Origin of the sequence: Pseudomonas sp. B19125 (genome assembly GCF_044218855.1) — a bacterium.
In the GTDB taxonomy this organism is placed as follows: Bacteria; Pseudomonadota; Gammaproteobacteria; order Pseudomonadales; family Pseudomonadaceae; genus Aquipseudomonas; species Aquipseudomonas edaphica.
Genome location: NZ_CP162589.1, coordinates 4,190,391 through 4,203,783 on the forward strand (window position 1 = coordinate 4,190,391; position 13,393 = coordinate 4,203,783).

20 protein-coding genes are annotated in these 13,393 nt (G+C 60.5%); 6 read left to right on the forward strand and 14 right to left on the reverse strand.

All coding sequences use genetic code 11. The annotated features are described in order from the left end of the window. The first annotated feature begins 420 nt into the window (after positions 1-420). Positions 421-756, forward strand: coding sequence for a DUF6124 family protein (locus AB4P96_RS18885; RefSeq protein WP_017136868.1), 336 nt, complete (start codon positions 421-423; stop codon positions 754-756). A 71-nt stretch (positions 757-827) separates the two neighbouring features. Beyond that, entirely contained in the window at positions 828-1,331 is a 504-nt protein-coding gene (locus AB4P96_RS18890) for a signal peptidase II (RefSeq protein ID WP_169987747.1), read from the forward strand. 41 nt (positions 1,332-1,372) lie between these two features. Here the strand turns inward: AB4P96_RS18890 and glsB are convergent, their stop codons facing one another. Further along, positions 1,373-2,281 (reverse strand): glutaminase B, encoded by a 909-nt coding sequence (glsB, locus tag AB4P96_RS18895; protein ID WP_017136872.1) that lies wholly within the window; start codon positions 2,279-2,281, stop codon positions 1,373-1,375. A 213-nt stretch (positions 2,282-2,494) separates the two neighbouring features. Next, positions 2,495-2,905, reverse strand: coding sequence for a hypothetical protein (locus AB4P96_RS18900; protein ID WP_017136873.1), 411 nt, complete (start codon positions 2,903-2,905; stop codon positions 2,495-2,497). Positions 2,906-3,014: 109 nt separating this feature from the next. Between AB4P96_RS18900 and AB4P96_RS18905 the strand changes: the two genes are divergently transcribed. Next, complete coding sequence (locus tag AB4P96_RS18905) at positions 3,015-3,866, forward strand: AraC family transcriptional regulator (RefSeq protein ID WP_395599930.1); 852 nt, start codon at positions 3,015-3,017, stop codon at positions 3,864-3,866. On the opposite strand, the gene AB4P96_RS18910 is transcribed toward AB4P96_RS18905, so the two are convergent. Beyond that, on the reverse strand, positions 3,867-4,496 hold the full coding sequence (locus AB4P96_RS18910; RefSeq protein ID WP_099547790.1) for a ribonuclease T2: 630 nt from the start codon (positions 4,494-4,496) through the stop codon (positions 3,867-3,869). Positions 4,497-4,533: 37 nt separating this feature from the next. Next, positions 4,534-5,514 carry a Gfo/Idh/MocA family protein gene (locus tag AB4P96_RS18915; protein ID WP_099547789.1) on the reverse strand — a complete coding sequence of 327 codons (981 nt, stop codon included), beginning with the start codon at positions 5,512-5,514 and terminating at the stop codon, positions 4,534-4,536. A 127-nt stretch (positions 5,515-5,641) separates the two neighbouring features. Here AB4P96_RS18915 and AB4P96_RS18920 point away from each other — a divergent pair, with 127 nt between their 5' ends. After that, positions 5,642-6,004 carry an NUDIX hydrolase gene (locus AB4P96_RS18920; protein WP_017136876.1) on the forward strand — a complete coding sequence of 121 codons (363 nt, stop codon included), beginning with the start codon at positions 5,642-5,644 and terminating at the stop codon, positions 6,002-6,004. Here AB4P96_RS18920 and AB4P96_RS18925 read toward each other — a convergent pair. The 5 genes from AB4P96_RS18925 to AB4P96_RS18945 all read right to left on the reverse strand — a co-directional run bounded on the left by AB4P96_RS18925 (position 5,990) and on the right by AB4P96_RS18945 (position 8,770). Continuing rightward, positions 5,990-6,703, reverse strand: a complete 714-nt coding sequence (locus AB4P96_RS18925; protein WP_017136877.1) for a transporter substrate-binding domain-containing protein — start codon at positions 6,701-6,703, stop codon at positions 5,990-5,992. The genes AB4P96_RS18920 and AB4P96_RS18925 overlap by 15 nt on opposite strands. 224 nt (positions 6,704-6,927) lie before the next feature. Continuing rightward, on the reverse strand, positions 6,928-7,422 hold the full coding sequence (locus tag AB4P96_RS18930) for a periplasmic heavy metal sensor (RefSeq protein WP_017136878.1): 495 nt from the start codon (positions 7,420-7,422) through the stop codon (positions 6,928-6,930). Further along, the gene (locus AB4P96_RS18935; RefSeq protein WP_099547787.1) at positions 7,419-7,850 is read right to left on the reverse strand and encodes a hypothetical protein; all 432 of its coding nucleotides are present in this window, start codon (positions 7,848-7,850) and stop codon (positions 7,419-7,421) included. Before AB4P96_RS18935 ends, AB4P96_RS18930 begins: the two co-directional genes overlap by 4 nt. Beyond that, complete coding sequence (locus AB4P96_RS18940; RefSeq protein ID WP_017136880.1) at positions 7,847-8,425, reverse strand: RNA polymerase sigma factor; 579 nt, start codon at positions 8,423-8,425, stop codon at positions 7,847-7,849. Before AB4P96_RS18940 ends, AB4P96_RS18935 begins: the two co-directional genes overlap by 4 nt. A gap of 33 nt (positions 8,426-8,458) precedes the next feature. Continuing rightward, complete coding sequence (locus AB4P96_RS18945) at positions 8,459-8,770, reverse strand: YXWGXW repeat-containing protein (RefSeq protein WP_017136881.1); 312 nt, start codon at positions 8,768-8,770, stop codon at positions 8,459-8,461. A 217-nt stretch (positions 8,771-8,987) separates the two neighbouring features. Between AB4P96_RS18945 and AB4P96_RS18950 the strand changes: the two genes are divergently transcribed. Then, entirely contained in the window at positions 8,988-9,128 is a 141-nt protein-coding gene (locus tag AB4P96_RS18950) for a hypothetical protein (RefSeq protein ID WP_017136882.1), read from the forward strand. Here AB4P96_RS18950 and AB4P96_RS18955 read toward each other — a convergent pair. Then, the gene (locus AB4P96_RS18955; RefSeq protein ID WP_017136883.1) at positions 9,125-9,373 is read right to left on the reverse strand and encodes a DUF1652 domain-containing protein; all 249 of its coding nucleotides are present in this window, start codon (positions 9,371-9,373) and stop codon (positions 9,125-9,127) included. The genes AB4P96_RS18950 and AB4P96_RS18955 overlap by 4 nt on opposite strands. Before the next feature lie 246 nt (positions 9,374-9,619). Here AB4P96_RS18955 and AB4P96_RS18960 point away from each other — a divergent pair, with 246 nt between their 5' ends. Then, positions 9,620-10,564, forward strand: coding sequence for a sensor domain-containing diguanylate cyclase (locus AB4P96_RS18960; RefSeq protein ID WP_017136884.1), 945 nt, complete (start codon positions 9,620-9,622; stop codon positions 10,562-10,564). Positions 10,565-10,855: 291 nt separating this feature from the next. On the opposite strand, the gene AB4P96_RS18965 is transcribed toward AB4P96_RS18960, so the two are convergent. The 4 genes from AB4P96_RS18965 to AB4P96_RS18980 all read right to left on the reverse strand — a co-directional run bounded on the left by AB4P96_RS18965 (position 10,856) and on the right by AB4P96_RS18980 (position 13,287). After that, positions 10,856-11,113, reverse strand: a complete 258-nt coding sequence (locus AB4P96_RS18965; protein ID WP_017136885.1) for a hypothetical protein — start codon at positions 11,111-11,113, stop codon at positions 10,856-10,858. 3 nt (positions 11,114-11,116) lie between these two features. Continuing rightward, positions 11,117-11,563: a GNAT family N-acetyltransferase gene (locus AB4P96_RS18970; RefSeq protein WP_017136886.1), complete on the reverse strand. Its 447-nt coding sequence runs from the start codon at positions 11,561-11,563 to the stop codon at positions 11,117-11,119. Positions 11,564-11,646: 83 nt separating this feature from the next. Further along, a complete protein-coding gene (locus AB4P96_RS18975) occupies positions 11,647-12,555 on the reverse strand; it encodes an AraC family transcriptional regulator (RefSeq protein ID WP_017136887.1) in 909 nt (302 codons plus the stop codon). Between the two features lie 36 nt (positions 12,556-12,591). Next, a complete protein-coding gene (locus AB4P96_RS18980) occupies positions 12,592-13,287 on the reverse strand; it encodes a fumarylacetoacetate hydrolase family protein (RefSeq protein ID WP_169987737.1) in 696 nt (231 codons plus the stop codon). Positions 13,288-13,393: the final 106 nt, after the last annotated feature.

Consider the following 13,393-nt stretch of genomic DNA (forward strand, 5'->3'; position numbering starts at 1 on the left):
GGCGAGCAGGCTTGTCCTGCTCGCCACAACAGCCCACCTGCCACAGACTTCGTGTTAACCGGTTGTGTAGATACCTATGGCTATCGCAGGCAAGCCAGCTCCCACAGGAGATCGTGTGCGTTCAGATATTTCCCACAGTGGTTTCAGGTTGTCGGTCGGAAGTGGGCTGACTAATCTCTGTGCCGTCGCTGCCAATTCAGCGGCCGGATTTGACCGTCCGACTTTAAAGAGCAACTGCACCCACACCGATCCTGGGCGTTTTTTTTACGCCTGATGTATCGTGTCGCGGCAGCTGTACGCGGGATACCTTCGGGTATGCCGGATTTGCTTCTTTAGCCGGTCGGTCAACCCGCGTATAGCTGCCACCCTAATTCGTTTGACCGCGAATCGTGGCAGCTCCATTTATAAAGGAGCTTCACCATGATCAAAGACAGCCCAAATCCCCCAGGCCAGCCAGACTACGACACCAGCACCCTGCACGAAGTGGCCTACCGTGCGATCGCCCACTACCTCAACCCCGGCAAACCCATTCCCGAACCCAGTGAAGGCATCTTCACCGTGCGCGCCGACCTGGGCACCGAAACCCTGCTGGTCAACGCTTCCCAGGACTTGGCGTCCATCAGCGATATCGCCAACCACCTGGCGTTTGAAATCGACGGCTCCCAACGCAATGTCGCGCTGGGCATCTGCCGCATGCTCGAAGGTGTGCAGTTGCTGGTGGACAAAGCCCTGAACGTGGCCCACCCAGCCGCCTGAAGATGGACGAGGTAGAGCGCCTGAGCTATCTTCGGGCGCTCTATCGACAGACCGGAACAGGAAGTTACCGCTTGAGTACCTCGCCCCTTCTACGAAGCCGCACCTTCGCCCTCCTCGCCGGCATTGCCTTTATTGCCGTGGACCAGCTAGTCAAACTGCTGGCCCTGGTTTCGCTGCAAGCCAGCAGCTTCAAAATTGGCTCCAGCCCTCTCAACCTTGCGCTGGAACTGAGCCTCAACCCAGGCGCCTTCCTCAGCCTGGGCGCCGCATTGCCGCCGCAGGTCAAACAGCTGATCTTTATCGTTGGCGTAGCCGTCGTGGTGACGTGGGCCATGTGGTGGTCGCTTTCCAACTGGAGCCAGCCGCTGCGTAAAGTCTTGCCGCTTTACGCAATTGCCTTGGGCGGTATCGCCAACTTGATCGACCGTGTGTTTCGCGACGGGCATGTCGTGGATTACATGGTGCTGAACGTGGGGCCAACACATACCGGCGTGTTCAATATTGCCGATATCGCAATTACAGCCGGGGCATTGTTTTTGATGCTTGATCTGTTCGTGAAGCCTCGTAAGTCCTGATCAGCAAGGGGATTCATGCATCAGCGTGAATCCCCAGGCACTCAAAACACCGACCACCCAATCCGCTCGCTCAGCAACTCCAACGCCTTCATCCCCGCCAGCGAGTTCCCCGCCGCATTCAATTCCGGCGACCACACGCACACCGTAAACTGCCCCGGCACCACGGCGACAATTCCGCCGCCGACGCCACTCTTGCCCGGCAAACCCACACGGTAGGCAAAGTTGCCCGCCTCGTCATACAGCCCGCTGGTGGCCATGATCGAGTTGACCTGCTTGGTCTGGCGCGCGGTCAAAATCTGCTCGCCACTGTGGGCACTTACGCCCTCGTTGGCCAGGAAGCTGAATGCCCGGGCCAAATCCAGGCAGCTCATTTGCAGCGCGCAGTAGTTGAAGTAACTGTGCAGCACCGCGTCGACGTCGTTGTGGAAGTTGCCGAAGGACTTCATCAAATAGGCCATGGCCGCGTTGCGCGCGCCGTGCTGGGCCTCGGAGTCGGCGACGACGCTGTTGACCAGGATTTGCGGGTTACCCGACAGGCGCCGCACAAAGTCACGCATCGACAAAATCGGCACGGCGAAGCGTGACTGGTTGATGTCGCAGATCACCAGGGCGCCGGCATTGATGAAGGGATTGCGCGGGCGGCCGCGTTCGAACTCCAGCTGCACCATGGAATTGAACGGTTGCCCCGAAGGCTCGTGGCCCAGGCGCTCCCAGATGGTTTCGCCGCCATGGTCGATGGCCTGCACCAGGCTGAACACCTTGGAGATGCTCTGTACCGAGAACAGCGTGTCGGCATCGCCTGCGCAATAGGCCGAGCCATCGTTGCCGTACACGGCGATGCCAAGCTGATTGGCAGGTACATCGGCGAGTGCGGGAATGTAGTCGGCGACTTTACCCTGGCCGATCAGGGGGCGAACTTCGCTCAGGATCGATTCCAGCAGTGCCTGCATGTCTTGTCCGGTCATTCTTATTGAATCAGTGATAAGCGGGGCGCGGAGGATACTTTAATGCGTCCGCGAGGACACCCCCTTGATCGTTCCTACGCGCTGCGTGGGAATGCCGCCTCGGACGCTCCGCGTCCCGCACCTGAAGTCGTGACGCGGAGCGTCACAGGATGCATGCCCACGCGGAGCATGGGAACGATAGCGCAACGATCGGGCACATCAAAAATGCGCCACATCCGACACCTGCTCATCGAGTACATCCCGCGCCAGCGCCCAGGCGCGGTCCCTGGATTCCACCACCAGCAGCGGGTAGCCCCAGGCCTTGCCGAACATCAGCGCAAACGGCTTGAGGGCCAGGCGTTGCGCGGCGCTGGGTTCCACCTGGATCATGCCTTTGACGTAAGTGCGCAGCGCCTGTTTGTTTTTTTTCATCCAGATCGAGGCGTGTTTACGCTCCTCGTGAGAGTGCTCGTGGTTGTTTTCGTCGACGGCTTTTTCGTGCAGCAGCACAAACGCTTGCTGGCGAGCCAGCAGGCTTTCGAACACCGCAAAAGCATCCTCCGGGCCGCCTTCGTTAGGCGCGTCAAACACGATTTTCACCACGGGAAAGGTTGAACTGTCGAGTCGCATGGCAAAGCTCCTAAATGAGAGTGGCTCTCACTATAGAGATCTTGCGACTGGACGGCATTGCACAGAATAGCCAGAATATTTCGCAATTCGGCCAAATAGCGAATCCGCCATGCAACGCCACCGCCTTGAAGAACGCGACCTGTCCCGGTCCAGGGACGCCGACCTGATCCCGCGCGCAGTGGTCGCCGTAGGCGCCACCAGCACGTCCGAGCGTTGGGAACATACGCCGCACTCGCACCGCAAAGGCCAGTTGATGTACACCCTGCGCGGGGTGATTCATTGCCAGATCGAGGCCGGCATCTGGATCGTGCCGCCCCAGTGCGCACTCTGGATTCCCGGCGGCCTGGCCCATGCCGCGCGGGGTGCCGGGGAGGCTGAGGTGTATTGCCTGCTGATCGACCCGGACGCCGCCGGCGCTCTGCCCACCCAAGGCTGCACGTTAGCCGTGTCCGGGCTGTTGCATGAGTTGATCAGCAAGGCGGTGAGTTTTCCGCACTTGTACGAGGAAAACGGTGCGCAGGGACGCTTGATCAACACATTGTTGGACGAACTGGCCCAAGCCCCCATTGAAGACTTGCACCTGCCCATGCCCCAGGACCTGCGACTGCGGCGCCTTGCCGACAGTTTGCTGGCAGACCCCACCGACAAGTCCACGCTCGAACAATGGGCACAGCGCATCGGCATGAGCGAGCGCAGCATGACGCGCCTGCTGCTGGAGGAGCTGGGTTTGAGTTTCGGCCGCTGGCGCCGGCAGTTACATGTGATTCTGTCACTGCAACGCCTGGCCAAGGGTGAAAGCGTGCAACGGGTAGCGCTGGACCTGGGTTATGAGAACGCCAGCGGCTTTATCACCATGTTCCGTAAAGCCGTGGGCCAGCCCCCGGCGCGTTACCTGGCGGATCGCGCCGGCGCGTCGAGTGCAACGGCGGTTGGCGCCATCGCCTTGCACCCCGACCGTTGATCAACGCTGAACCGGAATGCGGATATCACCGCCCCTGCATTGGCTCTTAACACTGCGGGGGCAGCCGGCAAAACGCAGCTCTTTGCTCAGGCACACGCGTACTTCAGACAGCACCTTGCCTTTGCAAATGACCGCCATGCCATGGTTGCCCATGGCCGGGTTGCTCTGGCGGAACAGGCTCTCGATCGCTTGTGCATCCATGTAATTGGGCACATTGAACGGCTGCAACTGCTGCGGAATCTGCACGTTGGCCAAGGCCGTATCGGTGGCCTCCAGGTAACGCGAAGCGTCCAGCCCGCTGCAGGTGCCGTGTTTGGCCCACTCGTGCTTGAGCAACGCCTGCGTGGGGAAGATCAGCGCACCTTTGGCCAGGTCCGCCGCCGACAATCGCGATTGCGTATCGCACGACGCGGGCCAGCCGCCCTTGGCGTACTGCGGCCAAAGCCCGTGCAACACAAACCCGTAGCCTTTGCCCGTGCATTGCTCGTTGCCAGGGTGCGTCAGGCAGAACGTCGGCGACCATGACAGCGACAACACATAAAAATCAAACTCCCCAGGCGTCCCCTGACTACGCGGGGCCGCCAGCACATTGGTGGCCAGTAACAGCCACAACAGCATCCAATATTTCATTTGCCTATTCCTGAGAGAAAAAACAGGTATATCCCCGTTAACCCGGCAAATTAGGGTTACGGAGTAACACCTTATCGAGGATCCGGTCGGTCTTCAGCGCCTCGATCGCCAGTGACGGATGTTCGGCTTCGCCACAAATATGCGCATTCATGGCCAGTACGTGATGCCACTGGATATGTTCATGGCAGGGTATTTCCAGCACCTCATTCACCTCACCTTCCAGGCGTAACGGCTGGTCTTCAAACACGGCAAAGGTGATGCGGCCGCGGCTGCCGATCAGCTCCACGCGGTCTTCGCGCCGGTCTGCGACAAAGTTCCAGCAACCCATGCCCAGCGCGCCATTCGCGAAAGTCCAGCAAGCCGTTACCGCATCTTCAGCCACATAATTGCCAGCCTGGCGCGCGGTAAACCCGGTGACCTCGACGATATCGCCGGCCAGGTACTGGAACAAATCAAACCCATGGCTCGCCAGGTCGGCAAAGTAGCCGCCGCCGGCAATAGTCGGGTCGGTGCGCCAGTTGGCAGCGCTGGCATCAGCGGCCGCCGGTGGCTTGCACAGGCTCCAGGTCACGTGGCGCAACTCGCCAATGCGCCCTGCCTGCAGCCAGTCGCGTACTTGTTGAAAGCGCGGCAACGAACGGCGGTAGTAAGAGACAAACAAGTGCAGCCCGGCCCGCTCGAAGGTGCGCTGCATCAAGGCGCTCTGCTCGGCATTCAACGACATGGGCTTTTCGACGCAGCAATGCTTGCCGGCTGCCGCCACCATCAGGCTGTATTCGAGGTGGCTGTCGGGCGGTGTGGCGATGTACACCGCGTCCACTTCAGGGTCGTCGATCAAGGCCTGGGCGTCGGTATAGAAACGGGCAATGCCGTGGCGTGCCGCATAATCACGCACGGCTTCTTCACGGCGCCCCATCACGGCCACCAGCGCCGAACCTGGCGCTTTGTAGAAGGCGGGTCCACTCTTTAATTCAGTGACACTGCCACAGCCAATCATGCCCCAACGTACGGTATTCATCAGTTGTCCTCGTCCGTTTTCATCAAGGGGGCAGTATCCACATCACCGCTGGTGCTTGCCAGCCTGAATCAGCATGACAATTGCATTACACTTTCATGACAGCCATTGAGCCAGGCAGGTGTAGACATTGAAAATCCGTGCAACCGTAATTTGTGAACACCAGGGGCATATCCTCTTCGTGCGCAAGGCCCGCTCGAAATGGGCCTTGCCGGGCGGCAAGGTCGAGCGTGACGAGCGCCCGGTCGGCGCCGCCGCACGCGAGCTGGAAGAAGAAACCGGCTTGAATGTGGATGGTTTGTTGTACTTGCAGGAGCTGAAGGCCCGCGACACCGTGCATCACGTGTTCGAGGCCTCGGTGGTCAACATCAGCGAGGCGCGCCCTTGCAACGAGATCATTGACTGCCGGTGGCACGCTTACGGCGCCATGGACGAACTGGACACCACCGACGCCACCCGCCACATCGTCAAGTCGTTCCTACGACGCCTGTAAGTCCGCACTCTGCCCGCTGTCCAGCAAACCGCGCTTGACTCCACCCTTGGCTTTCTGCCGTTCGACAAAGGATTTGACGAACGCGGCAGCGGCTGCATGCGCCACTGGAACGGCCATGGCCTGGTGAATGGTCATGAAGTTATCGTCAAGCAGGCGCCAGTGCGCAGACACACGGGTTTGCAGAAAATCCCGCACCCCCGCCGCCGCATCCAGGCCTTGCTCGATAAACCAGTCCACCGCCGCCGCAGAAGTGGGCGCACGCACCAGTTCGGCGTGCTGCACGGTTCGGCTCAGGTACAGGTCGTAGGCCGCGCCCTGTCCCACGGCGATACGCTTGCCCGGCGCATCCAGTTGCGCCACCTGGGTCAGCGCCGAATCAGCCGCCACCAGGTACGTGCCCTTGATCGCCACATACGGTGCGCTGAAGGCGATTTGCTGCTCACGCACCGGCTCGATCGCCAGGAACGCCACGCGCCACACGTCTTCGGCCAAGGCGGCAAAGACCTTGCCGGCGGCGTCAAAGGTGATCAGCTCCAGGCTGGCGCCCAGCTCCTCGGCCAGCGCGCGTGCGAGTGCCACCGACACACCCTGCGGCTCGCCGTCGGCGCCGCGCTGCGCCAGCACCGGGTTACCAAGGTTAATAGCGGCGCGCAGTACGCCATCCGGGGCCAACTGTTGCAGTACTTGCGGGTCAATCATCGAGCGCTCCTTGACGGGTCCGTTGCACAGTCTAACGGATCACAAACGGCAACACGCCGCCGTGCTCAAGGTACCCAAGCGCTTGCAGCGAGTCGAGACGCAAGGCCAACACGCTCGTGGCAATACTCCGTCGGCGCACTCGATACGCAGGCAGCGATGCGGCGACCCGACAAGCCAGCTCCCACACTTGGATCGCATGGCATCAGCTGGATGTGAGCAACCGCTCAGGAACGCGGTCTAGTCCCCGCCACCTGCGGCAGTTTCTCGCGGTTTTTGGCCTGCCCGCGCTGGTACAGCGCCTCGACCAGTTTTTGCCGCTCATCCTGGGGCAAATTGCTCGCAAACTGCGCCAGCGTCGCGTCCACCAATGCCCGGAGCGCCGCATCTGCCTCGCGGGCCTTGGCCAGTTCAGTGACCAGCGCATCGCGATCCAGCGTCGGCGCTTCCAGCTGCTTGATCACCCCCAGGCGTGCTTCGCGACCGGCCATGATCAGCGGCTGGCTGTCGGCGCGGTTGTGGCGCAACAACTGGCGCAATTCCTTGCGCCGCTCCATCGGCAACTTGATCATCGCCTGGCGCAGACCGTGCTGGTTGACCACCGCTTCTGCGGGCTTGGCGGTAGCCATCCAGTGATAGAGGCCGCCGCCCACGCCACCGATCAAAAACACATTGAGTAATACCGAGAAAACCAGCCAGGGTTTAAGGGATGTTGGGGTCATTGCTCGGTTTCCTCGGCGTTGACGGTGAAGACGACATCGGCGTCGCCCTGATCGAAGACGCTGGGCAGCACGTCGGATGACAGCATCGGCAACGGCACACTCAGTGACGCCACCAGTACCCCGGCGGCGATGCCGGCAATGCCCACGCCCACCAACCCGGCAGGCGACAGCCAGTTGGCATAGCGTGCCCAGAACGACGGCCGTCGCGGTGCAGACTCGCGAATCTGTCGTGCAAGCGCCGGTTCGTTGAACACCAACTGATGGCTGTCCAACTGGGCGTCGAGCCAACCGACCTCGCGCAACGCCTCGCGCGCGCGTGGGTTGCCGCTGTCGAGCAGTGCCTGGGCGGCGGCTTGTTCGGCGCTGGGCCAGCGATGCAGGCTGGCGCCGTAGGCGTCAGCCAAGTGCGCAAAGCGTTCAGGTGTCATGGTTTTCCCCTTCCTGGGCGGGCGAGCCCGGGTGTGTCGGCAAGTTGGCTGCGCAACTGGCGTCGGGCCCGCGACAGCAGGCTCTCCAGTGCCTCGACGCTGATGTTCATCAGGGCCGCGGCGTCGATGTTCGACAGCTCCTGGTAGTACTGCAGCACAATGGCTTCACGCTGGCGCTCGGGCAAGGCCGCCAGGGCGGCGGCCATCCTTGCACTGCGGTCCGCCGTTTCCAACTGTTCATCTGGCGAGGGTGCGCTGTCTGCCAGTTCCAGCGCTTCATCCTCGTTCAACGGGCGTTCCTTGCGCCGGCGCAAGCGGTCATGGCACAGGTTGAGCGCCACGCGGTGCAGCCAAGTGTCAAAACGCGCTTCGCCGGGGCGCCAGTTGGCCGCCTGGCGCCAGATGCGCAGGAAGCTTTCCTGGGCCACGTCCTTGGCTTCGTCGGCATCCCCCAGCAGCCGCCCGGCAAGCGCAAGCAGGCGCGGCAGCTTGCGCGTCACCATTTCGTTGACGGCCGCAGGTTCGTTGTTGCCGATACGTGCCAGTAGCTCAACGTCCGGATCAGTGTCTTTCAATCAGGTAATACTCGGTCCGGGGGCTAAGAGGTTTCAGCGAATCCAGTGCCCTTTGCGCCAGTACCAGTTGGGGCCACGGGATTCCCAGTGCCCAGGCTCCCAGCGTGCGTTACGCACCACTTCCTGCCAGTGGCCCGGCACCCAGGCATACGCGCCACGTTCCCATTGCCAGTGGCCACGGTCCCAGACAAAGCCCGGGCGCTCAGCCGGGATCACTTCAACGCGTTCGGCCGGTGGGGCCTGGCGAATGATCACTTCGGTCTGGGCAAAGGTCGGGGTGCTGACAAGCGCGGCGAAGGCCAGCGGGACCAACAAGGCATAGCGCAATTTGGCCAGAGGGTTCATGGCAACTCCTTCATACGGCGGACGAAAATGTTCGCATCTGATGGGTTGAACGCTGGGCACAGGAAAATCCGTCGCGAGAACGGTGAATTGTTTCTCGACGATGGGAGTATTGCTCAAGGGAAGAAAACGCTGGATGAAATGTTTGAAAGCATCGCGACGGATTTGTGCAGGTGGTGGCGTTCAACAGGTAACGCAAAACACACAATGAGGAAATATCATGCCCCGTCGACTCTCTATGCTGGTTGCCGCCCTGTTGATCGTCAGCCTCAGCGGCTGCGTAATCCTGCCGGAACATCGGCATTGCTGCTGGCGCTACTATGGCGCTGACACCGCCCCCACCAGCAGCGTCAACAGTTAACCGACTGCCGCAAAACCACGCCGCCCGGCCTTGATCTCGGTGCGCAGTTCGCCAATAAGGTTTGAGATGGAACGGATGCTGTCCAGGCCTTGGGGCGAGACCCGGGTCAACAGCAGATCGACGCGACCCGACGCTGGCTCGAACACCCTGATGCGCAGCGAGCCGTCGCTGTTGAGGCTGCAATCACAGGCCAGCGGCAGGAAGCCCGCGGCCATGATCTTATTGAGTTCGTCGAGCGCAATCATGCTGAGCCCCCATCCCTGGGTTCGACCCTGTGGGTGTGATGCAACCAGCATAGATAAGGTTTTGCCTGCTACTGAACAATTAATTCAAAAGTGATAGCTGTGCCACATTTCGCCCTGTAAACGCTGGTGCACTGGCGCCAGAAACCCAACACACGACCTCTCGTCTGCTGCTTTGGCAAGGGCTTGACTCACAACCTGTATCAAAAGACGCTCTTGGCTTTTCGCCATCACCCTGAGCCGCCCGCCATGAGCATCGTTCCCCCGAGCCAGCCCGACAGCGACGTGTACAAAACCCTGCTGGAGTCGACCAAGGCCATCCCTTGGCGCATCGACTGGCAGAGCATGACCTTCAGCTACATCGGCCCGCAGATCGAAACGCTGCTGGGCTGGAGCCCGCAAAGCTGGGTGAGCGTGGATGATTGGGTCGAACGCATGCACCCGGACGACCGTGAATACGTGGTGAACTTTTGCGTGTCGCAATCGCGTGCCGGCGTGGACCACGAAGCCGACTACCGCGCACTGACGGCCAACGGCGAGTATGTGTGGATCCGCGATGTGGTGCATGTGGTGCGCAAGGACGGCGAAGTCGAAGCCTTGATTGGCTTTATGTTCGATATCAGCGAGCGCAAGAAGACCGAAGAGCACTTGATCCGCCTGCAAAAACAACTGGAGGAATACTCCTTCCAGGACGGCCTCACCGGCATCGCCAACCGCCGCATGTTCGACACCGTGCTCGAACGCGAATGGGCCAGTGCCCTGCGCAGCCAATTGCCGCTGTCGTTGATTATTCTGGATATAGACTTTTTCAAGCAGTACAACGACCACTACGGCCATATCAAGGGCGATGAAGCCTTGCGCCAGGTGGCCCGCACTTTGTCGCAGGCGGCCAACCGGCCACGGGATTTTATTGCGCGTATCGGCGGCGAGGAATTTGTGTGGTTGCTGCCCGAAACCGACGCAGCCTCAGCCAGGCAAGTGGCGCAGCGCTGCCTGCACTTGATTTGCCAGCAGCAGATCGAACACGCCGTTTCGCCGGTTTCCAAGTTGCTGAGCCTGAGCCTGGGGGTGGGCACGCATACCGTGACGCCCAACAGCGACCTGCTGGCGTTCGTCGAGTCGGTCGACAAGTTGCTGTATCAGGCCAAACGCAATGGACGCATGCGTGCAGAGTTCGCTGATAGTGAAGTGTGATGCCGAGGTCAAACTCCAGGCAAAAAAAATCCCAAGTAGCTGATGGAAACTTGGGATTTAAAAATGCATAAACCGTGGGAGGTGAACGCCCGGCTATAGTAACGATTGTCAAAACCTGCAACAAGATTATTTTATTCCTTTCGTCGGATTAAAAGCCGCGTAAGTCATTCAATAACCACATGATTTTTAAGGTAGCCAAGTCAACAAGTGCCACTTTTTGGTGCAATAAACCGATATAGCCCTTATCACTTAGTGGCTATATATCCATTGTTCAAATAGGGTTATTGCTTATCACGGCGCGGCACTCTCGCTGTAACGCTTTCTGAGTTGCTTACAGGCCTCAAGCGATTCCAGACTGGTAGTCGAAGTGGCACGGGCCACACTTTCAAGATGTTGGCACAGCGCCAAGCGTTCGGCGGCCTCTTCCCGTTCCAGGTCAACCTGAGCATTGAAGCGCATAAACAAGATGCCGAGCAGCACCGCGGCGCACGCAACCCCGATCGTCGCATAGCGAAGGCCGTTGGTGGACGGGGGTTCTGCCGGGTTCATGATTTAAGGTGCCCTGCTCTTTTCATACCGCACATCATCGCCCTCGACCCGGCCCACCTGCGTCCAGCCCAGCCGTTGGTAAAACCCGTTGGCGCGGATTTCACCGCGCCCGTCGGTGATCAGGTACAGCGTCGGGTGGTGCTCAAACAGTGCGGCTTCAGCCACCGCCATCAGTTGGCGGCCCAAACCCCGGCCTTCGTAGGCGGGCAATACGAACATCGCAAATACCTCGCCGCTGTCAAAGTTGACCATCGAAAAAGCCGCCGGCTGGCCCTCCACTTCTGCCAGCCACACGCACGGCGCTTCACGGATGCTGTCCGCCAGCACCTGTGGCGTAATGCCCAGATCCGCCATCTGCTCACGGCTCAAGTGGTTCTGCACCACGGCCGTGCGAATGGCGAACAACGTGTCGATATCCGCCAGCGTCGCCAGCCGAATAGGGTTTTGCATAGATGCCTCCTCCGTGGATGCACGCAATTGTATGTAAATAGAAACACACAGATTGTCGTGGATTTGTAAGAGAAGGCGCTCGACTACAGGGGTTTTGCCTGTTGTTGACGCCGAAACTGCCCCGGCGCCAGGCCATGGGCCTTGCGAAAGCAGCGGGAAAAGTACGCCTCGTCGGTAAACCCGCAACGCAGGGCAACTGCACCTATCAATTGCGCAGTGTTGAGCAATAAGGTGCGCGCCAATTGCATGCGGCGGTCGAGCACCCACTGAGAAAAGGGTTTGCCGGTTTCTTTGCGCAGCAAATGGGTGAGGTAGTTGGGTGACAGGAACGCAGCGGCCGCAGCGTCAGTAAGATTGAGGCCCGGCTCGTGCAGATGCTCGCGGATATAGCCGTGCACCCGTGCCAAGGCGTCTTTGCGTCCGCGTCGGGTGGTGTTATTGGCGGCAAACGCCTGCAAGGGTTCGGCGTACTGCTGGCAAACCAGGCCGATCAGTTGGAACAAGTAGCCCTTCAAGCGCTCACGTGCGCCGAAAGTGCGCTGGGCGTCCAGGGTGCGCATATGGCCGAGCCAGATGTGCACTTGTTCAAAGTCGGCGTCGTCAAGGATGAAGTCCAGGTGCTCCTGAAAACGGAACGGTGACAGCTCCGGCGCCTGGCTGATGGGGATGTCTTCCAGGTCCAGCGGGTCGCAGGTCAACTGCGGCAGGAAGAACGCCTGGCTGAAGTTGATCAGCATGAACTCGCCGTCTTGCGGGTGGGGAATCACATGCAGGCGATGGGGCAGGATAAACGCCATGGCTTTGTGCGGGAACGGACGCACCGCGCCGCCGATATGTTGCACGGTGTCGCCGCCCAGGTTGATCTGGATCTGGAAGTATTCATGCCGGTGCGGGCTGGTCAGCGCCGCCCGCCCGCGCTTGTCGCGGATATAGAAGTCGGGGCGGTCGCTGCGTTGTTCCATGCCATAGGTGGTGACGCGGGTGCCTGGCATAACAGTCTCTCGAAGGGCCTGGGCACCACTTTAGCCTCAACCCTGGCTGAGGGTGAAACTCAACTCGCCGATGCCCTTGATGCCAGCGGTAACCGCATCCCCACGCTGCAACGCGCCGACGCCTGCCGGGGTGCCGGTAAAGATCAGGTCACCGGCCTTGAGTGCTACGGATTTTGAGGCGTAGCTGATGATTTCACTCACCGACCAGATCAGGTCAGCCAAGTCGCCGACCTGACGCTGCTGACCATTGACCTTGAGCCAGATCTTGCCGCTGGCCGGGTGCCCGATAACGCTCGCAGGTTGCAAGGCGGTGCTGGGCGCCGATTCATCGAACGACTTGCCCCAATCCCACGGACGCGCGAGCTTTTTCGCCTCGGCCTGCAGGTCGCGACGGGTCAAGTCGATACCGACGCCATATCCCCATACGTGAGACAAAGCGGCTTCAGGGCTGATATCCACCCCACCCTTGCCGATGGCCACCACCAGCTCCACCTCATGGTGCAGGTCGGCGGTCAGTGGCGGATAAGCGATCACGCCTTCGGCCGGCACCACCGCGTCCGCCGGTTTCATGAAGAAAAATGGCGGTTCGCGATCCGGGTCATGCCCCATTTCACGGGCGTGTTCACTGTAGTTGCGGCCCACGCAGAACACGCGGCGCAGCGGGAAACGTGCGTCGCTGCCCTGTACGGCCAGGGATGGGGTTGGCGCGGGGGGGAATACGTAATCAGTCATGGCCTGTGCCTCTTGGTTTACCTGGCGCCAGTATGGCCAGCAGCGCCAAGGCAAAGTTGGACAGGCTTACGCAGATTTTGCACTGACCGGTGCAAAACAGCCCTGG

Bases quoted from the DNA above. Each gene is read 5' to 3' on its own strand.
- AB4P96_RS18885 (WP_017136868.1), top strand. From the start codon at position 421: ATGATCAAAGACAGCCCAAATCCCCCAGGCCAGCCAGACTACGACACC.
- glsB (WP_017136872.1), bottom strand. From the start codon at position 2,281: ATGCAGGCACTGCTGGAATCGATCCTGAGCGAAGTTCGCCCCCTGATC.
- AB4P96_RS18900 (WP_017136873.1), bottom strand. From the start codon at position 2,905: ATGCGACTCGACAGTTCAACCTTTCCCGTGGTGAAAATCGTGTTTGAC.
- AB4P96_RS18905 (WP_395599930.1), top strand. From the start codon at position 3,015: ATGCAACGCCACCGCCTTGAAGAACGCGACCTGTCCCGGTCCAGGGAC.
- AB4P96_RS18910 (WP_099547790.1), bottom strand. From the start codon at position 4,496: ATGAAATATTGGATGCTGTTGTGGCTGTTACTGGCCACCAATGTGCTG.
- AB4P96_RS18915 (WP_099547789.1), bottom strand. From the start codon at position 5,514: ATGAATACCGTACGTTGGGGCATGATTGGCTGTGGCAGTGTCACTGAA.
- AB4P96_RS18925 (WP_017136877.1), bottom strand. From the start codon at position 6,703: ATGATTGACCCGCAAGTACTGCAACAGTTGGCCCCGGATGGCGTACTG.
- AB4P96_RS18930 (WP_017136878.1), bottom strand. From the start codon at position 7,422: ATGACCCCAACATCCCTTAAACCCTGGCTGGTTTTCTCGGTATTACTC.
- AB4P96_RS18935 (WP_099547787.1), bottom strand. From the start codon at position 7,850: ATGACACCTGAACGCTTTGCGCACTTGGCTGACGCCTACGGCGCCAGC.
- AB4P96_RS18945 (WP_017136881.1), bottom strand. From the start codon at position 8,770: ATGAACCCTCTGGCCAAATTGCGCTATGCCTTGTTGGTCCCGCTGGCC.
- AB4P96_RS18950 (WP_017136882.1), top strand. From the start codon at position 8,988: ATGCCCCGTCGACTCTCTATGCTGGTTGCCGCCCTGTTGATCGTCAGC.
- AB4P96_RS18955 (WP_017136883.1), bottom strand. From the start codon at position 9,373: ATGATTGCGCTCGACGAACTCAATAAGATCATGGCCGCGGGCTTCCTG.
- AB4P96_RS18960 (WP_017136884.1), top strand. From the start codon at position 9,620: ATGAGCATCGTTCCCCCGAGCCAGCCCGACAGCGACGTGTACAAAACC.
- AB4P96_RS18965 (WP_017136885.1), bottom strand. From the start codon at position 11,113: ATGAACCCGGCAGAACCCCCGTCCACCAACGGCCTTCGCTATGCGACG.
- AB4P96_RS18970 (WP_017136886.1), bottom strand. From the start codon at position 11,563: ATGCAAAACCCTATTCGGCTGGCGACGCTGGCGGATATCGACACGTTG.
- AB4P96_RS18975 (WP_017136887.1), bottom strand. From the start codon at position 12,555: ATGCCAGGCACCCGCGTCACCACCTATGGCATGGAACAACGCAGCGAC.
- AB4P96_RS18980 (WP_169987737.1), bottom strand. From the start codon at position 13,287: ATGACTGATTACGTATTCCCCCCCGCGCCAACCCCATCCCTGGCCGTA.